Origin of the sequence: Thioclava pacifica DSM 10166 (assembly GCF_000714535.1) — a bacterium.
GTDB classification, from domain to species: domain Bacteria; phylum Pseudomonadota; class Alphaproteobacteria; order Rhodobacterales; family Rhodobacteraceae; genus Thioclava; species Thioclava pacifica.
Map to the genome: position 1 here is coordinate 493,642 of NZ_AUND01000023.1, position 18,099 is coordinate 511,740.

The window sequence follows — 18,099 nt, forward strand, 5'->3', positions numbered from 1 at the left end:
CCTCGAATGGATGCAGACCGCATGCGCGAGCTATTGATCCTCGCTGAAGAGGCGGAAGCTGAAGATGAGCTCGCGGTTGGCTTCGTAGATATCGAGGCGTCACTCGTTGGGGGAGACGAATACCAGCTTATTCTCATGAAGGATGCTGGTTGGGTCAGTGGTAAAGATCCAACGATGGGCTATTTCAGACTAACTTTCGCTGGACATGAGTTTCTCAACGCTACGCGCGACGTGGGTATTTGGGCGAAAACGAAGGAGGTTGTCGCGAAAGAAGGTGGCAGTGCAACGCTCGATGTTATCAAAGCGCTCGCTATCGGCCTCTTGCGACAACAGATTGAAAATCGGACGGGCCTAAAGCTTTAGTTTTTCGGGTTCATGCCTACGAAAACGAGAAATGAGCCACGATCCCGCTTCCCAACCCAAAAAGGAAGCCCCATGCCCACCCCCATCACCTTCACTTTCGGCGACAGCCGCGCGCTCTGCGACGAACTCCTCACCCTGATCCGCGAAGGCAAGAAGACCGCCACCTGCGGCGCGCTCACCTATTTCACCGAAGGGGGCGAGGATATGCCGGTGGTGGGACGGCGCGATATCGCGCTCGACTGGGACGGCAAGCCCGCGATCATGATCGAGACCGTCGAGGTCACGATCCGGCGGTTTTGCGATGTCGATGAGGATTTCGCGCTGGCCGAGGGGGAGGACGAGACGCTGGAAGGCTGGCGGCAAGGCCATCAGGCCTATTTCGAGCGTAACGGAGGTTTTCACCCGGAAATGGAACTCGTCTGCGAGCGGTTTCGCTTGGTCGAAGACCTGCAAGGAGCCAAACCATGACGAACCGCCTCTTCGACACCCCCCGCCACGAACACACGCCCGAGCAGCGCCGCTTCTACGCGCTCACCGAGATCGCCTATACGGCGGTCGATTTCGGCGCGGCGCTGTGTTTCATCATCGGTTCGATCTTCTTCTTCTATGACAGCCTCACCTTCGCCGCGACCTGGCTTTTCCTCATCGGCTCGGTGCTTTTCGCCGCAAAACCCTCGATCCGGCTCTGGCGGGAGTTGAAACTCCTCAAGATGGGGGATTACAAGGACCTCGCGCAGCGCAAGACATCCTGAGGGAAGACCGATGAAATTCACCCTGTCCTGGCTCAAGGACCATCTCGAGACCGACGCCACCGTCGATCAGATCGCCGAGGCGCTCACCGATCTCGGCCTTGAGGTCGAGGAGGTCGTGAACCCCGCGTCGAAGCTGGAGACGTTCACGCTCGCCAAGGTGCAATCGGCCGAGCAGCATCCCGACGCCGATCGTCTGCGCGTCTGCATGGTCGAGACGGATGAGGGTGTGAAGCAGATCGTCTGCGGTGCGCCCAATGCGCGCGCCGGGATCACGGTCGTTCTCGCCAAGCCCGGCGATTATGTGCCCGGCATCGACGTGACCCTGTCGGTCGGCAATATTCGCGGGGTGGAAAGCCACGGCATGATGGCCTCCGAGCGCGAGCTGGAGCTGTCGGACGAGCATAACGGCATCATCGAACTGCCCTCGGGTGAGGTCGGACAGAAGTTCACCGACTGGCTGGCGGCGAACCGTCCCGAGGCGGTGGATCCGGTGATCGAGATCGCGATCACGCCGAACCGTCCCGATGCTCTGGGTGTGCGCGGTGTCGCCCGCGATCTGGCCGCGCGGGGCCTGGGCAAGCTCAAGCCGCTGGAGATCCCGGCGGTCGAAGGGGCGTTCGACGCGCCGGTTTCCGTCACCATCGACCCCGCGCTGAAGGACAAGGGCTGCCCGCTCTTTGCCGGTCGCGTGATCCGGGGCGTGAAGAACGGCCCCAGCCCCGAGTGGCTGCAAAAGCGGCTCAAAGCGATCGGCCTGCGCCCGATCTCGACGCTGGTCGATATCACCAACTATTTCACCTATGACCTGAACCGGCCGCTCCACGTCTTCGACATGAAGAAGGTGGCGGGCAATCTGGTGATCAAGCCTGCGGAGGGTGGCGAGGAGTTCCTCGCGCTCGACGAGAAAACCTACACGATGCGCGCGGGCGACATGGTGATCTGCGATGACAATGGTGTCGAAAGCCTCGCCGGTATCATGGGCGGCGAAGCCTCCGGCGCGGATGAGGACACCGTCGATGTGTTCCTCGAGAGCGCTTACTGGGACCCGATCACCATCGCGGCAACGGGCCGGGCGCTGAAGATCAACTCGGATGCGCGCTACCGCTTCGAGCGTGGCGTCGATCCGGCCTTCACCCTGCCGGGGCTCGATCTGGCGGCGAAGATGGTCGTCGATCTCTGCGGTGGCGAGGTGTCGAATCTGATCAAGGACGGCGCGGTGCCCGATGTCAGCCGCGCTTACCGGCTCGATCCGGCTCGTGTGATCTCGCTCGTCGGCATGGAGATCCCCGAAGCCACGCAGCGCGAGACGCTGGAAGCTCTGGGCTTTACGCTGAACGGTGACATGGCGACGCCCCCGACCTGGCGCCCCGACGTTCTGGGCGAGGCCGATCTGGTCGAGGAAGTGGCGCGCATCGCCTCGCTGACGAAGCTCGAAGGCAAGCCGATGGCCCGCGAGACCACCGGTGTTCCCGGCGCGATCCTGACCCCGATGCAGCAGCGCGAGCGCATGGCGCGGCGCACGACGGCGGCGCTTGGTTACAATGAATGCGTGACCTACAGCTTCATCGACGAGGCCTCGGCCAGGCTCTTCGGCGGTGGCGCGGATGCTACGAAGCTGGAAAACCCGATCAGCTCGGAAATGACGCATATGCGGCCCGACCTGCTGCCCGGTCTGTTGCAGGCGGCCGCCCGCAATCAGGCGCGCGGTTTTGCCGATCTGGCGCTCTTCGAGGTCGGCCCCGCCTTCGCGGGCGGCGAGCCGGGTGAGCAGGTTTTGCAGGCAACCGGGCTTCTGGTCGGTTACTCCGCCCCGCGCGATCCCTTTGGCTCGCGCCGTCCGGTGGATCTGTACGATGCGAAGGCCGATGCCGAGGCCGTGCTGGCCGCGATCGGCGCGCCGGCGCGTGCGCAGATCAACCGCAAGCTGGACGCCTGGTGGCACCCCGGTCGCGCGGGCAATATGGCGCTTGGCCCGAATGTGCTGGCCACCTTCGGCGAGGTCCATCCCAAGGTGCTGCGCGAGATGGGCGTGAAAGGCCCGGCGGTCGCCTTCACGATCCGGCTGGAAAATATCCCCTTCCCGAAGAAGAAGGGCGCGACGCGGCCGGCTCTGGAGATCTCGGATCTGCAGGCGGTCGAGCGCGATTTCGCCTTCGTGGTGGATGCAGGCGTCGAGGCGCTGACGGCGGTGAATGCCGCACTTGGCGCGGACAAGAAGCTGATCGAGAGCGTCAATGTCTTCGACCAGTTCACCGGCCCGAAAGCCGAGGAGCAGATGGGCGCGGGCAAGAAGTCGATTGCGCTGTCGGTGCGGATGCAGCCCGCCGACAAGACGCTCACCGATGCCGAGATCGAGGCGGTGAGCAAGAAGATCGTCGAGAAGGTGAGCAAGGCCACCGGCGGCACTTTGCGCAGCTAAGGTTTCTCGCGAGAGAGTTCGGAGCGCCCGGTTCGCAAGGACCGGGCGTTTTCTTTTGTGGAGCCGAGGGCAGGGGCTGACCGCCGGGTGGGCGCGCTGCCCTCAGAGGTCGTCACTTTATTCCCGCCAATCCCGGATGACCTCGATCCCCGCGCAAACGCCCCCAAGCGCCCGCCCGAGGGGGCGGTCGGGCGCTGCCCGGGCCGCTGCGCGGCTGATCCGGGCGTTTCCACTGGCGCGGGGCGACCAGCCCCGGGCCGCGCCCGACCCTCCCCCCGGGAGGGCGCATTGGCGATGTCTTCGCGATACCGAGCGTCGTTCGGGCTTTCGAGATAAAGGGCCAAGCCACCATCGGAGCAAAGCACCCTCCCAAGGCTCGGGCGCGTCCCTTACCCTTCCGACCCCGCGTCACGCTTCCCAAACCCCGCAAACCCGCTAGGCTTTCCGCGAACAGGGGAAGGAGGGGCCCTTGCGGTTCGACTATCTCATTCTGGGCGGCGGCTCGGCGGGCGCGGTTCTGGCGGCGCGGCTGTCCGAGGACCCCTCCGTCACCGTCTGCCTGATCGAAGCGGGGCGCGAAGCGCGCGACATCTTCGTGCGCGCGCCGGCGCTGGTCGCCGCGATGGTCGCGGGGCGGCCGCCGATCCACAATTGGGCCTATCACACCACGCCGCAGCCGGGATTGGGCGGGCGGCGCGGGTTCCAGCCGCGCGGGCGCGGGCTGGGCGGATCGTCGGCGATCAACGCGATGCTCTATGTGCGCGGCCAGCCCGAGGATTACGACGGCTGGGCCGAGGCAGGGGCCGAGGGCTGGGATTGGGACAGCGTGAAGCCGTGGTTCCTCGCCTCCGAACGCAACATGCGCGGTGACACGGACTGGCATGGGGGCGAGGGGCCGTTGCGGGTCGGCGATCAGCGGCGACCTCGTGCGATCAGCCGCGCCTTCATCGAGGCCTGCGCGGCGGTGCAATGCCCGCCGAACGCGGATTTCAACGCAGGCGAACAGGAAGGCGCGGGGCTCTATCAGGTCACGCAATTCTGGGACGGGGCGCGCAAGGGTGAGCGCTGCTCGGCCGCCGCCGCCTATCTGCATCCGGTGATGGGCCGCGCGAACCTGACCGTTCTGACCCGCGCGCGGGCCGAGAAGATCGAGATCGCGGAGGGCCGCGCGACCGGCGCCGTGATCCGGCAGGGGCGCAAGCGGATGCGGATCGAGGCCGCGCGCGAAGTGATCCTGTCTGCGGGCGCTTTCGGCTCACCGCAGCTGCTGATGCTCTCGGGGATCGGCCCGGCGGATCACCTGCGCGAGCACGGGATCGAACCGCGCCTCGACCTGCCGGGGGTGGGGGCGAACCTGCATGATCACCTCGACTATATTCTCAGCTATACCTCGCCCCGGCGCGATGTCGTGGGGCTGAACCCGCGCGGGCTGATGCGGCTTGCGCGCGCGGCGGGGGGCTGGCGCAAACATGGCGAGGGGCTCTTTGCCTCGCCGATGGCCGAGGGGGGCGCATTTCTGCGCTCGGACCCGGGCCTGACCCGGCCCGATCTGCAGATCCATTTCGTCGTGGGCATCGTCGATCAGCATATGCGCAAGCCGCATCTGGCCGATGGGTGGTCGGCCCATATTTGTCCGCTGCGGCCCCACTCGCGCGGCACGCTGCGGCTCGCCTCACCTGATCCGCGCGCAGCGCCGCTGATTGATCCGGGCTTCCTGTCGGACCCGCGCGACGCGGCGCTGATGCTGAAAGCCGCACGTCTGTTGGAGCGGATCACCGAGGCCGAGCCGCTGAGCCCCTGGCGTGGGCGCAGGCTCTATCCGCATGACGGGACGGACGCGGCGCTGATGGCCGATATCCGGGCGCGGGCCGATACGATCTATCACCCGGTCGGGACCTGCGCGATGGGGCAGGGCGAGATGGCGGTGGTCGATCCGCAATTGCGAGTGCGGGGCGTCAATGGCCTGCGCGTCGTTGATGCCTCGGTCATGCCGCAGCTCGTCTCGGGCAATACCAACGCGCCGACGATCATGATCGCCGAGCGCGCGGCGGAGTTCATTCGACGCGATCTGTCGGGTGATTGACGCCGTCGTTCCACGGCACCGGATCGAGATCGCGCGGGTTCACCCCCTCCAGACAGGCCGCATTCACCCCGAACTGGTTCGGGTTCGAGCGGCGCTGGTGATGGGTGTAGATCCCGCAGGTTTTGCAGAAGTAATGCTTCGCGGTCATTGTGCCGAACTGGTAGAGGCTCAGGTTCTCCTCGCCCTTCACGATGCGGATGCCGGTCAGCGGGGCAGACACCGCCACCGCCCCGCGCCGCCGACAGAAGGAACAGTCGCAGCGCCGCTTCGTGTTCAGCCCATCCGAGAGCGTCACCTCCATCTCCACGGCGCCGCAATGGCAGGTCAGGCGATGGGGCGTCTGGATCTCGGGCAGCATCAGCGTCTCCTGGGAACTTGGGGGATGTTGGTCGTCGTGAGCCGCGCCTCGGGGAAGGGCGGGTGGCCATGGGTCAGGCGCCAGAAGAGCGGGCCGCCAAGGCGATACCAGAGCGGCACGATCAGGATCAGCCCGGCCACGAAGCCGCCGATATGGGCCATATGCGCGACCCCCGCCCCGGTGCCGGTGGAAACCTCGTTGAGGATCTGCATCGCGAACCACAGGCCCAGCACCAGCCAGGCCGGAACGGGCCAGATCTTGAAGAAGACAATGAAGAAGAACAGAACGTCGATCTTCGCTTTCGGATAGAGCAGCAGATAGCCCCCCATAACCCCCGCGATCGCTCCCGAGGCACCGACCATCGGTACCATCGCGTCAGGCTCGCTCGCGACCTGCGCCAGTGCCGCAGCCAGACCGCAGGCGAAATAGAAGGCGAGGAAGAGCCACGGGCCGAGCCTGTCCTCGAGATTGTCACCAAAGACCCATAGAAACAGCATGTTGCCGGCCAGATGCAGGATGCCGCCATGCAGGAACATATGGGTGACGAGCCCGTGCCAGGCGATGCCCTGCGTGATTGCCGCGGGCCAGAGCGCATTCTCCATGAAGAAGCTGCGCATGTCGAAGCCCCAGGGTGCGATCATCACGTAGACGATGCAGTTGACGGCGATCAGGATCCAGGTGACCCAAGGCGTGTTATAGGATGGATTGTGATCGCGAAACGGGAACATGGGGCGAGTGGGCCATGGCCGCGCGCGCCGGTCAAGCGCCCTATTGCGTTGCGACGATCACGCTTTCCCCGCCAGAGAGAAGCTCGAGGCGGTCATCGGCGATCTTCACCGCATCGACGCGGGCGATGTTCGAGCGAAAATCCTCTTCGACCTGCATCATCGCGTCGGGACACATCATTCTAGTGCCCGCGAGTTCGCCGATGCGCACCCGCCCGTCATGCTCCGAGATCCGCCCGTTATAGCGGTTGCAGCCCGATGCACCCGCGATCAGCCCCTTCTCGGGGTGGGTAAGCGTCACTTCGACCCCGTCGGGCACCGGCTTGCCGCCGATCTCGACCACTTCCCAGATCACGTTGGGGGCCACCGCCTCGAGCGGGTCGCGCGGCTCTTCCTTACAGCCTGCCAGCAGCCCCGCGCCCAGAACCGCTCCGATCAAGATCGCACGCATCGCTTTCCCCCGTTTTTCCCTGTCGTGACATGCACCTGTCGCAGGCCCGCGATGCCCTTGCCCGGCCGCATCTCAACCCGGTTCCCGTCCCCCTTACCCCGGCCAGACGCGCTCGACCATTCACGCCCCCGTGAGGCGCGGTGAATTGTTGCGACATCGCCCCGCATCCTCCTTGGCCTGCCCGACAGTTATCTCTATGATCGCGGGTCGCGACAGGAGGAGTCCCATGATCAACGAACTCGGGCATTTTGCCCTGATTCTCGCATTTGCCGTTGCCATCGTGCAGGCCATTGTCCCGCTGGTGGGCGCGCATAAGGGGTGGCGCGGCTGGATGGCCGTGGGCGAGCCGGCCGCCACCGCACAGTTCCTGCTCATCGCGGTGAGCTTTGCGGCGATCACCTATGCGTTCGTGGTCTCGGATTTCTCGGTGAAACTGGTCTGGGCGAATTCACATACAGACAAGCCGATGCTCTATAAGGTCACCGGCGTCTGGGGGAACCACGAGGGCTCGATGCTTCTCTGGGTTCTGATCCTTGCGCTGTTTGGCGCGGCTGCCGCCTGGTTCGGGGGCGCTCTGCCGCCCCGCCTGCGCGCCCGCGTGCTCTCGGTGCAGGCCTGGATCGGCGTCGCTTTCCTGGGCTTCATCATCTTCACCTCCAACCCGTTCCTGCGTCTCGCCGAGCCGCCCTTCAACGGCGAGGGGATGAACCCGCTGCTGCAAGACCCCGGTCTCGCCTTCCACCCGCCCTTCCTCTATCTGGGCTATGTTGGCCTCTCGATGGCCTTCTCCTTCGCCGTGGCCGCGCTGATCGAAGGCCGCGTGGACGCCGCCTGGGCGCGCTGGGTGCGCCCGTGGACGCTGGCCGCCTGGATCTTCCTGACCATCGGCATCGCGCTCGGCTCCTGGTGGGCCTATTACGAGCTTGGCTGGGGCGGCTTCTGGTTCTGGGATCCGGTCGAGAACGCCTCCTTCATGCCGTGGCTTCTGGCGGCGGCGCTGCTGCACTCGGCCATCGTGGTCGAGAAGCGCGAGGCGCTGAAGTCGTGGACCATCCTGCTCGCGATCATGGCCTTCGGCTTCTCGCTGATCGGGACGTTCATCGTGCGCTCGGGCGTGATTACCTCGGTGCATAGCTTCGCCTCCGACCCGCAGCGCGGCATCTTCATTCTCGCCATTCTCGCGATCTTCGTGGGCGGGGCACTGACGATGTATGCGTTCCGCGCGACCTCGATGCAGGCCAAGGGTGTGTTCTCGATGGTCTCGCGCGAAACCGCGCTGGTGGTGAACAACATCCTTCTGGCCGTCGCGGCTCTCGTGGTGTTCGTCGGCACCGTCTGGCCGCTCGTCGCCGAGATGTTCTTCGGCCGCAAGCTCTCGGTCGGCGCGCCCTTCTTCGATCAGGCCTTCACGCCCTTCATGGTGATCCTCGCGCTGATCCTGCCGGTGGGCGCGATGATGCCGTGGAAACGCGCGCGTCTTGGCCGTGTGGCGAAACCGCTGATCCCGGCGCTGGTTCTGGCGCTTGCCATGGGTGGGCTCGCCTGGTCGGTCGAGAGCGGCAATTCGATGCTGGCGCTGATCGCCGTCTTCCTGGGCTCCTGGCTCGTCTTCGGTGCCGCAACCGAGCTCTGGCAGCGTGCCGCGCGCAATTTCGGGCGTCTCAAGCGCCTGCCGCGCGCCGATTGGGGCAAAGCTACCGCGCATGCGGGCCTCGGCATCACCTTTATCGGCATCGGTCTTCTGACCGCCGGCCAGATCGAGGATATCCGCGTTGCCAAGCTGAATGAGCCCTTCACCGTCGACGGTTACCAGATCACCCTGACCAAGGTCGAAGAGGTGAAAGGGCCGAACTACATGTCCTCCACCGGCACGATGACGGTCGAGAAAGACGGCAAGCTGATCGGCACGATGCATCCCGAGAAACGCGTCTATCCGGTCCAGCGCATGCCCACGACCGAAGCCGCGATCCACACCACGCCGCTGGGCGACATCTACCTCGTGATCGGCGATCCGCAGCAAGATGGCGGCTATGCGGTGCGCACCTATATCAAGCCTTTCGCTGACTGGATCTGGGCGGGTGCGATCATCATGTCGCTCGGGGGCTTGCTGAGCCTCTCGGATCGTCGCTACCGGGTGGCGGCCGGGGCGCGCAAGACCCGCGCGGTGCCCTCCAACGCCACACCTGCGGAATAAGCCATGCTCAGAAAACTGCTCGTCACCTTGGTCTTTCTCGTCGTCGCCGGGCCGATTTTCGCGGTCCAGCCGGACGAGATTCTCAAGGATTCGACCCTCGAGGCGCGGGCCCGCGAAATCTCCAAGGTGCTGCGGTGCCCCGTCTGTCAGGGCGAGAATATCGACGATTCCAACGCCGCGGTGTCGCGCGACCTGCGGCTTCTGGTCCGTGAACGACTACTGGCGGGCGATACCGACAGCCAGGTGATCGACTATGTCACCGACCGCTATGGTGAATATGTTCTCTTCGAACCCGAGAAGACCGGGGCGAACCTGCTTCTGTGGTATCTCGGCCCGGGGGCTCTGATCGTCGCGCTGATCGGCGGCTTCTTCTATGTCCGCTCGCGCCGCAACGCCTCCGAAGGCCCGGCCGCGCCCGCGCTCTCGGAAGACGAACAGAAGCGCCTCAATGAGCTGATGGGGGAATAAGGGGCGCTGCCCCTCTTCGGCTTTGCCGAATTCACCCCGGGATATTTCGGGCAGTTGGATGATGGGCCTTGTCTTCCAACTGCTTCAAATATCCCCGCCGGAGGCATCCAGCCGGGCCGCCAGCGCCGCCCCTCAGCATTGTGACGCACCGTTCCGCTTTCCCATTTTACGTGCTTCGCTATCGTGACGGCGATGCGAGGTAAGGGAGGCGCGCGATGTTCCAGGCAATTGACTATTCCTGCGAGGGCGGGGTTGCGGTGATCACACTCAACCGGCCCGATGTGATGAACGCGCTCAACACGCAGATGCGCGCAGAGATCCTCGAGGCGATGAAACGCGCCGAGGCCGAGGCGCGGGTGATCGTGCTGACCGGGGCCGGGCGGGCTTTTTGCTCGGGGCAGGATCTGGGCGATGGGGTCGCGGCGGCAGGTCTCGATCTGGAGCGGGTGCTACGCGACGAATATGAGCCGATGCTCAAGGCGATCTATGAAAGCCCCCTGCCGGTGATCTCGGCGGTGAACGGGCCTGCGGCGGGGGCGGGGGCGAACCTTGCGCTGGCGGCAGATGTGGTGATCGCCTCGGAGGCGGCGTCCTTCATTCAGGCCTTCACCCGGATCGGGCTAATGCCGGATGCGGGTGGCACTTACTGGCTGCCGCGTCAGGTGGGCTTCGCCCGCGCGATGGGGCTGGCGTTGTTTGCCGACAAGGTCTCGGCGCGGCAGGCCGCCGATTGGGGCATGATCTGGGAGGCCGTGGCGGAGGTCGATTTTGCCCATCACTGGCAGGCGCGGGCGGCGCATCTGGCCAATGGTCCGACGGCGGCCTACCGGGCGGTGAAACGCTCTCTGCGCGAGGGCTATGCCAATGACCTGTCGCAGCAGCTGGAGCTGGAAGCCGAGCTGCAGGGCGGGCTGGGCGAGAGCCATGATTTCCGCGAGGGCGTTCTGGCCTTCCTCGAAAAGCGCGCGCCGAAATTCGAGGGCCGCTGAGCGCGCCGCGATCTTGCCAAGCCCGCCCCCGCGCGCTAGCCAGAGCGCGCTGCGGGCGTGGCGAAATGGTAGACGCACGGGACTTAAAATCCCTTGGGCTTAGCCCGTGCCGGTTCGAGTCCGGCCGCCCGTAGCCTGATCTTCGCAAATGTGAGCTTTCGTGAGGCGGTGCGCACGCGCGCGCGAGGGCCGTGCGCGCAATCGAGGCTTGCCCGAGGGGGCCGCGCCCCCTAAACCCTGAGGCAAGCAAGGGAGATTTCATGGCTCGCAGACCCACCGGCCCGGCCGACGACCGGCCCAAGACGAAGAAGATCGGCGCGCTCAAGGGGCTCGGCCCCTTCATTGCGCCTTACAGGGGGCTTGCCTTCGGGGCGTTGCTGGCGCTGATCGCCACCGCCTCGATCTCGCTGATCCTGCCGCTCGCGGTGCGCCGCGTGGTGGACGGGTTCCAGAAGGGTGCGGCGCTGCTCGATCAGTATTTCTTCGCGGCTCTGGTGATCGCGGGTCTGCTCGCGCTTGGCACGGGCCTGCGCTACTACCTTGTCACGCGCTTTGGCGAGCGGGTCGTCGCGGATATCCGCAAGGCGGTGTTCGACCGAGTGATCTCGATGAGCCCGGCCTTCTTCGAGCGCATTCTGACCGGCGAGATCATCTCCCGCATTACCACCGATACGACACTGATCCTTTCGGTGATCGGTTCGTCCGTCTCGGTCGCGCTGCGCAATGTGCTGATCCTGATCGGTGGTCTGATCATGTTGCTCTTCACCTCGGCGAAGCTGACGGGGCTGGTGCTGCTCGTGGTGCCGGTGGTCGTGGTGCCGATCGTGGTGCTGGGGCGGCGGCTGCGGGTTTTGGGGCGCGAGAATCAGGACTGGATCGCGAATTCGTCCGGCTCGGCCTCCGAGGCGCTGCTGGCGGCGCAGACCGTGCAGGCTTTCACCCATGAGGCGATCACCCGCGAGCAGTTTTCGGAGGTGACCGAGAAGGCTTATCTTTCGGCGAAGAAACGGATCGGCACGCGCGCGGTGATGACCGTGATCGTGATCTTCCTCGTCTTTGCCGGCGTGGTCGGCGTGCTCTGGGTCGGCGCACGCGATGTGCGCGAAGGACTGATGAGCGTGGGCGAGCTGGTGCAGTTCGTGATCTACGCGGTGATGGTGGCGGGCTCGGTCGGCGCGCTGTCGGAGATCTGGTCGGAGTTGCAGCGCGCGGCGGGCGCGACCGAGCGTCTGGTGGAGCTTTTGCAAAGCGAAGACCAGGTGAAGGACCCCGAGCATCCCGTGCCGCTGCCGCTGCCCGCCAAGGGCGCGATCCGCTTCGAGGATGTGAGCTTCCATTATCCCTCGCGGCCGCAGGCCTCCGCGCTCGATCATGTCGATCTGGAGATCGCGCCGGGCGAGACGGTGGCGCTGGTCGGGCCCTCGGGCGCGGGCAAGACGACGGTGATCCAGCTGATCCAGCGGTTCTGGGACCCCGAGACGGGCAAGGTCACCATCGACGGCTACGACCTGCGCGACATGGCGCGGCACGATTTCCGTCAGGCGATCGCGCTGGTGCCGCAGGACCCGGTCGTCTTCGCGGCCTCGGCGCGCGAGAATATCCGCTTTGGCCGGCCCGAAGCCTCCGACCGCGAGGTCGAGGAGGCGGCGCGTGCGGCCCATGCCTATGACTTCCTCGAAGCGCTGCCCGACGGGTTCGACACCTATGTGGGCGAGCGCGGGGTGATGCTCTCGGGCGGGCAGAAGCAGCGCATCGCGATTGCGCGGGCGATCCTGCGCGACGCGCCGATCCTGCTGCTGGACGAGGCGACCTCGGCGCTCGATGCGGCCTCGGAACGAGAGGTGCAGGCGGCGGTGGATCAGCTGGCCAAGACCCGCACCACGGTGATCGTCGCGCACCGTCTGGCGACCGTGAAGAAGGCTGACCGTATCGTGGTCTTCGACGAGGGCAAGATCGTGGCGCAAGGCACGCATGACAGCCTCGTGGCCGAGGGTGGCCTTTATGCGGAGCTGGCGAAGCTGCAATTCACCGACGGCGCCTAAGTCACGGCGCCGTTGCGGGGCGGCCCGCTCTGGTGGAATTCCCCACCCGTTTTCCCCTGTCTTCCGTCCCGCGCTTGCCGCATCCTTTCGGCAGGGCCGGGGCTGATCCGGCCGTTGCGACAGGAGAGTGACATGGGTCTGTGGAGTTTCATGAAGGATGCGGGCAAGTCCCTGTTCGGCAGCGAGGCCGAGGCGGGCGAGGCACCGAAGGAAGAGGCGCTCAAGGCCGAGCTGAAGGACCTGGGGTTGGACGCCAGCGGGGTCGATCTCGCGGTCGAGGGCGACAAGGTCATCGTCAAGGGCAAGGCGGTCGATGCCGAGACGAAGGAAAAGATCATCCTCGCGGTGGGCAATGTCGATGGCGTGGCCAGCGTCGAGACCGAGGATGATGCCGATACCGCCGATGCCACCTTCCACACCGTGAAGAAGGGCGACACGCTTTGGGCGATCGCCGAGAAGACGCTGGGCAACGGGTCGAAATATCAGGCGATCTTCGAAGCGAACAAGCCGATGCTCAAACATCCCGACAAGATCTATCCCGGTCAGGTGCTGCGCATTCCCAAAGTGTGAATGGGCAGGATGCATGACGCGGAGGGGCGCCTTTCGGGGCGCCCTTTCCCTTGAAGAATGCGCCTCGTTTCCCCACGTCAAAAACGCCATGACGTGACGTTTCGCGAGGGCGCGCCCCTTGCCGCGCGTGGCGGTTTTGCCGCATCCTAATCTCCGGGTCGCACACGGAGGAGCGGGCGGCTCTGGGGAGGATAAGAATGCAAAAATTCGCGACAGTTGCCGACCGTGATGCGGTCGAGGCGGAAAAACCTTGGGAGGCGCGTAACCGCCCCGCCACGATCTATGGGTTCCTGAGCGAGGCAAAGGCGGCCCATGGCGACCGCCCCGCGCTGTCGTTCCAGATTCTCTCGGGGCCCAAGGACAAGGCGGAAACGCTGACCTGGTCGCAGCTTCATGCCAAGGTCACGCAGGCCGCGAACCTGCTGCGCCATCTCGGCGTTGGCCCGAATGATACCGTCGCCTACCTGCTGCCCAATTCGCTGGAAACCGCGGTGACGCTGCTCGCGGGTTCTACCGCCGGGATCGTGAACCCGATCAACCCGCTGCTCGACGCCGAGCAGATCGCGGGCATCCTGCGCGAGACCAAGGCGAAAGTGCTGGTCACGCTCAAGGCCTTCCCCAAGACCGATGTCGCGCAGAAAGCGGCCGAGGCCGTGCGTCTCGCGCCCAATGTCGAAGCCGTGCTGGAGATCGATCTCAATCGCTACCTGACCCCGCCCAAAAGCTGGATCGTGCCCTTCGTGCGCCCGAAGGTGGAGACCAAGCACCATGCCAAGGTGATGGACTTCAACGCCGAGGCGGCGAAACTTCCGGGCGACCGGCTGATGTTCGAGGACGTGCAGGAAGACCGGGTTGCGGCCTATTTCCATACCGGTGGAACCACGGGCATGCCCAAGGTCGCGCAGCACAAGTATTCCGGCATGATCTACAATGGCTGGCTTGGCGGCCGGCTGCTGTTTGACGAGACCGACGTGATGATCTGCCCGCTGCCGCTGTTCCACGTCTTCGCGGCCTATCCGATCCTGATGTCGGCGATCGCGAGCGGCGCGCATGTCGTCTTCCCGACGCCTGCGGGCTATCGTGGCGATGGCGTGTTCGACAACTTCTGGAAGCTGGTCGAGCGCTGGCAGGTGACCTTCCTGATCTCGGTGCCGACCGCGATCTCGGCGCTGATGCAACGCCCGGTGGATGCCGATATCTCTTCGTTGCGTACGGCGATCTCGGGCTCCGCGCCGCTCCCGATCGAGCTCTATAACCGCTTCAAGGCGGCGACCGGCGTCGAGATCTGCGAGGGCTACGGCCTGACCGAGGCGACCTGTCTGGTGTCGGTGAACCCGGTCGATGGCGAGAAGAAGGTGGGCTCCGTCGGGATCCCGCTGCCTTACACCCATGTACGCATCCTCAAGAAGCGCAATGGCAGCTTCGACGAATGCGCACGCGACGAAGTGGGCGAGATCTGTGTGGCCAACCCCGGCGTGTTCGAGGGCTCCACCTACACGGAAGCAGATAAGAACCACGACCTCTTTGCCGAGAACCGCTTCCTTCGCACCGGTGATCTGGGCCGCATCGATCCTGATGGCTATCTCTGGATCACCGGCCGGGCGAAGGATCTGATCATCCGCGGCGGGCACAATCTCGACCCGGCCGAGATCGAGGATGCGCTGCTTTCGCACCCGGCGGTGGCCTTTGTCGGTGCGATCGGACAGCCCGACAGTTTCGCGGGCGAACTGCCCTGTGCCTATGTCGAGCTCATGGCGGGGGCGTCGGTCACCACCGATGAACTTCTCGAACACGCCAAGAAGAACATCCACGAACGCGCGGCTGTGCCCAAACATCTCGAAGTCATGGACGAACTGCCGAAAACGGCCGTTGGCAAGATCTTCAAGCCGGATCTGCGCAAGATGGCGATCATGCGGGTTCTCAACGCCGAGCTGGAGCTGGCCGGGATTGCCGCCCATGTGATCTCGGTCACCGAGGACAAGAAGCGCGGCCTCGTCGCCCATCTCGCCACGAAAGGAGCCTGTGACGAGGAGGCGCTGGTGCACAAGCTGGGCGAATTCACCGTTCCCTGGGATTGGGCGCGCTGAAAACCGGCGTTTCCATAGCCTGACCAATCAAACGCCGCCTCTTGGGCGGCGTTTTGATTTTGGAAACATTGTGGCGCGGAGCGTCCCGGCGCCGCCATATTGTCCCGAGCCGGTCCAAATCTCTCCCGATTTGCCTCGTTAACTCTCCCTTAAGCAGAACACGTACCCGGCAAAGAACTGGGGCGATTCGATCCGAGGCAGAGCAGAAGGTACTGGGACGATGGCATTGGGACGTCTTTGGAAAGCGGTGATCGCGCTTGCTACGGCAAGCGTCCTGTCCGCTGGCGCGGCCCAAGCGCTGAGCGTCGACCTGATCACCAACGGCGGCTTCGAGAGCGGCACGCTGTCGGGCTGGTCCACGACCGGCAATTCGGCGGGTGAGACCTTCGTCCTCAATGACGGAACCCCGGTGAACAACCCGCAGGGGATCCCCTTCCGTCCGCCGCCGGGACTTGGCAGCAAGCTCGATACGATCAGTAATTCTTCGGAGGCGCGGGGCGGTAGCATCGCACCGATTTCGGGCCTTTATGACACGCTTTTCCGGCCGACCTATTCGGGCGTAGCGACCCTGACGCAGTTCTTCACCGTGCCCGACGAGGTGATCTCCGCAACGTTCGAATTCACGGCAAGGGTGGGGCTGTTCGGGCTTTACTCGGACCCCGACCACCAGTTCCGCGTCTCGGTGGTCGATCAACTGGGCGATGTGGTGCAGGAGATCTATGCCACCGCGACCGGCGGCGTTCAGCTCGGCAATGGCACCGCGAGCACGCTGAGCTTCGATCTGACCACGTTGCTGCAGGCCAATCAGGGGCAGACGCTGGGCGTTCAATTCGCCCTTGAAGCGCAAACCTGGCAAATGAACGTCTCGCTCGATGACATTGCGATGATGGTCGAGACGCCCGCAACCGTCCCGCTGCCCGCGAGCGTCTGGATGATGCTGGCGGGCCTTGGCCTGTTCGGCGCGCTCGGCTGGAAACAGCGCCGGGGGGCAGGGGGCGGCGAAGGCACGCCAAGCTGATCCTCGACCCGGGTTCATTCCGCGACAAACGAAGACGACGCGCAAGTTTGCAGCTTGCGCGTCGTCTTCGTTTCATCTCTCGAGGAGAATTGGTGGAGCCAAGGGGAGTCGAACCCCTGACCTCTTGAATGCCATTCAAGCGCTCTCCCAACTGAGCTATGGCCCCACCGGAGGTCCAGCGCGGGCGTACCCGGCTGCGTGGGGAGGCGTATAGGCAAAGCGCCGGATGGGCGCAAGAGGAATTTTGCGCCCGCCGCGCGGATTTTCCGCGTCCTCCATTATTCCCTTGCGGCAGGGGGCAGGAAACGACGTGGGAGCGGGATCCAGGCGTCAGGAAGACGGCATGGGCGGAGGACATCGGCCATGGAAAAAGGCGCGAAGGAGAGCCCTCGCGCCTTGATCAAAACCCGTCCGGGGTAACCCGGTCAGTTGTCTTCCTTGTCCTCGGTGCTGACATCGGCGATGTCATCGAGCGAGACGTTGTCGTCATCGTCATCCTCGAGCAGATCATCGTCGAGATCCACGTCGCCGCTGTCAGAGTCGAGATCGTCATCTTCGAGATCGATCTCCTCTTCCTTCTGCGACGCGGTCTTGTCGGTGACCAGCGTACGCGTACTGCCGGCGTTCAACGCCTCCAGCGTGAAGGTGTTGTTGCAGACCGGGCAGGTCATCGGGTCGTTGTTCAGGTCGTAGAAGCGGCTCGCGCAATGCGGGCAGAGACGCTTGACGCCCCATTCCTCTTTCGGCATGGAATTCTCCTGCACACTTATCCAGCAGAGTCGCAGCCAACTGCCACAGCACAGGCTGGGTGTCAAAGCCTTTTCGTGCGTTTTTTCAGGGCTGCGACCGCGCGACCCGCCCAAGGGAGAGACATTGTCCCGCGAACCGCACATTCCCGAGCTGCCCGATCTGGAGCTGGTGCTGCGCCGCTCAGGCAAGGCACGGCGTTTCTCTCTGCGGGTTTCGCGGGTCGACGGGCGCGTGGCGCTGACGATCCCGCGCGGCGCGAGCGAGCGCGCGGCGCTGGCATTCGCACGCTCGCAGACCGACTGGCTGCGCAAGGCGCTCGATGAGATCACGCCGGCACGCCCGGTGCGATTCGGTGTCGAGATCCCGTTCGAGGGGCGCGCGCTGCGCGTCGAACCCGCCGCTCTGCGCGCGCCGCGCATCGATGGCGAGCGGCTGATCGCGCCGGAAGATCCGGCGCGCCTCGGCGTGCGGCTCGAAACCTTTTTCAAACATGCCGCGCGGATGCGTCTGCAAGCGGCGAGCGAGCGCTATGCGGATCAGCTTGGTCGCCCGTTCAGCTCGATCACCCTGCGTGACACCCGGTCGCGCTGGGGCTCATGCAGCGCCTCGGGCGCGCTGTCTTATAGCTGGCGGCTGATCATGGCGCCGCCGGAGGTGCTGGAATACGTTGCGGCCCACGAAGTCGCGCATCTCGCCGAGATGAACCATTCACCCGCCTTCTGGCGCGTCGTGGCGGGGTTGCGGCCGGGCTTCAAGACCGAGCGCGCCTGGCTCAAGCGCGAGGGCTCCGCGCTCCATGCGATCCGGTTTCGTGATTGACGGAAGGCCAT

General features: G+C 65.0%; 17 protein-coding genes and 2 tRNA genes. 14 read left to right on the forward strand and 5 right to left on the reverse strand.

Annotated elements, in window-relative coordinates; translation table 11 throughout:
* Positions 1 to 6 precede the first annotated feature (6 nt).
* From TP2_RS11660 to TP2_RS11680, 5 genes are all read left to right on the forward strand, one after another.
* Positions 7 to 363 (forward strand): DUF2513 domain-containing protein, encoded by a 357-nt coding sequence (locus TP2_RS11660; RefSeq protein WP_051692521.1) that lies wholly within the window; start codon positions 7 to 9, stop codon positions 361 to 363.
* A gap of 72 nt (positions 364 to 435) precedes the next feature.
* Positions 436 to 831, forward strand: a complete 396-nt coding sequence (locus tag TP2_RS11665) for an ASCH domain-containing protein (RefSeq protein ID WP_038077428.1) — start codon at positions 436 to 438, stop codon at positions 829 to 831.
* Entirely contained in the window at positions 828 to 1,115 is a 288-nt protein-coding gene (locus tag TP2_RS11670) for a YrhK family protein (RefSeq protein ID WP_038077431.1), read from the forward strand. Before TP2_RS11665 ends, TP2_RS11670 begins: the two co-directional genes overlap by 4 nt.
* A gap of 10 nt (positions 1,116 to 1,125) precedes the next feature.
* On the forward strand, positions 1,126 to 3,534 hold the full coding sequence (gene pheT / locus TP2_RS11675; RefSeq protein ID WP_038077434.1) for a phenylalanine--tRNA ligase subunit beta: 2,409 nt from the start codon (positions 1,126 to 1,128) through the stop codon (positions 3,532 to 3,534).
* A 469-nt stretch (positions 3,535 to 4,003) separates the two neighbouring features.
* Positions 4,004 to 5,617, forward strand: a complete 1,614-nt coding sequence (locus tag TP2_RS11680) for a GMC family oxidoreductase (protein WP_038077435.1) — start codon at positions 4,004 to 4,006, stop codon at positions 5,615 to 5,617.
* On the opposite strand, the gene TP2_RS11685 is transcribed toward TP2_RS11680, so the two are convergent.
* Genes TP2_RS11685 through TP2_RS18030 form a run of 3 tightly spaced genes read right to left on the reverse strand, consistent with a single transcriptional unit; the run spans position 5,589 to position 7,151 of the window.
* Positions 5,589 to 5,975, reverse strand: a complete 387-nt coding sequence (locus tag TP2_RS11685; RefSeq protein ID WP_038077437.1) for a GFA family protein — start codon at positions 5,973 to 5,975, stop codon at positions 5,589 to 5,591. The two genes, TP2_RS11680 and TP2_RS11685, sit on opposite strands and share 29 nt — an antisense overlap.
* Entirely contained in the window at positions 5,975 to 6,703 is a 729-nt protein-coding gene (locus TP2_RS11690; RefSeq protein ID WP_038077441.1) for a rhomboid family intramembrane serine protease, read from the reverse strand. Before TP2_RS11690 ends, TP2_RS11685 begins: the two co-directional genes overlap by 1 nt.
* A 40-nt stretch (positions 6,704 to 6,743) precedes the next feature.
* Positions 6,744 to 7,151, reverse strand: coding sequence for an META domain-containing protein (locus TP2_RS18030; protein ID WP_051692523.1), 408 nt, complete (start codon positions 7,149 to 7,151; stop codon positions 6,744 to 6,746).
* 226 nt (positions 7,152 to 7,377) lie between these two features.
* Between TP2_RS18030 and TP2_RS11700 the strand changes: the two genes are divergently transcribed.
* The 8 genes from TP2_RS11700 to TP2_RS11735 all read left to right on the forward strand — a co-directional run bounded on the left by TP2_RS11700 (position 7,378) and on the right by TP2_RS11735 (position 16,519).
* Positions 7,378 to 9,345 carry a heme lyase CcmF/NrfE family subunit gene (locus tag TP2_RS11700; RefSeq protein ID WP_038077443.1) on the forward strand — a complete coding sequence of 656 codons (1,968 nt, stop codon included), beginning with the start codon at positions 7,378 to 7,380 and terminating at the stop codon, positions 9,343 to 9,345.
* Positions 9,346 to 9,348: 3 nt separating this feature from the next.
* Positions 9,349 to 9,813: a cytochrome c-type biogenesis protein gene (locus TP2_RS11705; RefSeq protein ID WP_038077446.1), complete on the forward strand. Its 465-nt coding sequence runs from the start codon at positions 9,349 to 9,351 to the stop codon at positions 9,811 to 9,813.
* Positions 9,814 to 10,028: 215 nt separating this feature from the next.
* A complete protein-coding gene (locus TP2_RS11710) occupies positions 10,029 to 10,802 on the forward strand; it encodes an enoyl-CoA hydratase-related protein (RefSeq protein ID WP_038077451.1) in 774 nt (257 codons plus the stop codon).
* 51 nt (positions 10,803 to 10,853) lie between these two features.
* A tRNA-Leu gene (locus TP2_RS11715) sits at positions 10,854 to 10,935 on the forward strand.
* 127 nt (positions 10,936 to 11,062) lie between these two features.
* Positions 11,063 to 12,844, forward strand: a complete 1,782-nt coding sequence (locus TP2_RS11720) for an ABC transporter transmembrane domain-containing protein (RefSeq protein WP_038077453.1) — start codon at positions 11,063 to 11,065, stop codon at positions 12,842 to 12,844.
* 132 nt (positions 12,845 to 12,976) lie between these two features.
* Complete coding sequence (gene lysM / locus TP2_RS11725; RefSeq protein ID WP_038077458.1) at positions 12,977 to 13,414, forward strand: peptidoglycan-binding protein LysM; 438 nt, start codon at positions 12,977 to 12,979, stop codon at positions 13,412 to 13,414.
* Between the two features lie 197 nt (positions 13,415 to 13,611).
* The gene (locus TP2_RS11730) at positions 13,612 to 15,501 is read left to right on the forward strand and encodes an acyl-CoA synthetase (RefSeq protein WP_038077460.1); all 1,890 of its coding nucleotides are present in this window, start codon (positions 13,612 to 13,614) and stop codon (positions 15,499 to 15,501) included.
* Between the two features lie 220 nt (positions 15,502 to 15,721).
* Positions 15,722 to 16,519: a PEP-CTERM sorting domain-containing protein gene (locus TP2_RS11735; protein WP_038077462.1), complete on the forward strand. Its 798-nt coding sequence runs from the start codon at positions 15,722 to 15,724 to the stop codon at positions 16,517 to 16,519.
* A gap of 90 nt (positions 16,520 to 16,609) precedes the next feature.
* Here the strand turns inward: TP2_RS11735 and TP2_RS11740 are convergent.
* Together TP2_RS11740 and TP2_RS11745 are read right to left on the reverse strand one after the other, a co-directional pair.
* Positions 16,610 to 16,685 (reverse strand) — tRNA-Ala (locus tag TP2_RS11740).
* 259 nt (positions 16,686 to 16,944) lie between these two features.
* Complete coding sequence (locus TP2_RS11745; RefSeq protein ID WP_038077465.1) at positions 16,945 to 17,268, reverse strand: FYDLN acid domain-containing protein; 324 nt, start codon at positions 17,266 to 17,268, stop codon at positions 16,945 to 16,947.
* Between the two features lie 124 nt (positions 17,269 to 17,392).
* Here TP2_RS11745 and TP2_RS11750 point away from each other — a divergent pair, with 124 nt between their 5' ends.
* Positions 17,393 to 18,088 carry a M48 family metallopeptidase gene (locus TP2_RS11750; protein ID WP_038077467.1) on the forward strand — a complete coding sequence of 232 codons (696 nt, stop codon included), beginning with the start codon at positions 17,393 to 17,395 and terminating at the stop codon, positions 18,086 to 18,088.
* Positions 18,089 to 18,099 lie beyond the last annotated feature (11 nt).

What these genes read in the sequence shown, in the direction of transcription:
- TP2_RS11665 (WP_038077428.1), top strand. Translation starts at nt 436, where the DNA reads ATGCCCACCCCCATCACCTTCACTTTCGGCGACAGCCGCGCGCTCTGC.
- TP2_RS11700 (WP_038077443.1), top strand. Translation starts at nt 7,378, where the DNA reads ATGATCAACGAACTCGGGCATTTTGCCCTGATTCTCGCATTTGCCGTT.
- TP2_RS11660 (WP_051692521.1), top strand. Translation starts at nt 7, where the DNA reads ATGGATGCAGACCGCATGCGCGAGCTATTGATCCTCGCTGAAGAGGCG.
- TP2_RS11720 (WP_038077453.1), top strand. Translation starts at nt 11,063, where the DNA reads ATGGCTCGCAGACCCACCGGCCCGGCCGACGACCGGCCCAAGACGAAG.
- TP2_RS11670 (WP_038077431.1), top strand. Translation starts at nt 828, where the DNA reads ATGACGAACCGCCTCTTCGACACCCCCCGCCACGAACACACGCCCGAG.
- TP2_RS11730 (WP_038077460.1), top strand. Translation starts at nt 13,612, where the DNA reads ATGCAAAAATTCGCGACAGTTGCCGACCGTGATGCGGTCGAGGCGGAA.
- pheT (WP_038077434.1), top strand. Translation starts at nt 1,126, where the DNA reads ATGAAATTCACCCTGTCCTGGCTCAAGGACCATCTCGAGACCGACGCC.
- TP2_RS11690 (WP_038077441.1), bottom strand. Translation starts at nt 6,703, where the DNA reads ATGTTCCCGTTTCGCGATCACAATCCATCCTATAACACGCCTTGGGTC.
- lysM (WP_038077458.1), top strand. Translation starts at nt 12,977, where the DNA reads ATGGGTCTGTGGAGTTTCATGAAGGATGCGGGCAAGTCCCTGTTCGGC.
- TP2_RS11745 (WP_038077465.1), bottom strand. Translation starts at nt 17,268, where the DNA reads ATGCCGAAAGAGGAATGGGGCGTCAAGCGTCTCTGCCCGCATTGCGCG.
- TP2_RS18030 (WP_051692523.1), bottom strand. Translation starts at nt 7,151, where the DNA reads ATGCGTGCGATCTTGATCGGAGCGGTTCTGGGCGCGGGGCTGCTGGCA.
- TP2_RS11735 (WP_038077462.1), top strand. Translation starts at nt 15,722, where the DNA reads ATGGCATTGGGACGTCTTTGGAAAGCGGTGATCGCGCTTGCTACGGCA.
- TP2_RS11705 (WP_038077446.1), top strand. Translation starts at nt 9,349, where the DNA reads ATGCTCAGAAAACTGCTCGTCACCTTGGTCTTTCTCGTCGTCGCCGGG.
- TP2_RS11685 (WP_038077437.1), bottom strand. Translation starts at nt 5,975, where the DNA reads ATGCTGCCCGAGATCCAGACGCCCCATCGCCTGACCTGCCATTGCGGC.
- TP2_RS11710 (WP_038077451.1), top strand. Translation starts at nt 10,029, where the DNA reads ATGTTCCAGGCAATTGACTATTCCTGCGAGGGCGGGGTTGCGGTGATC.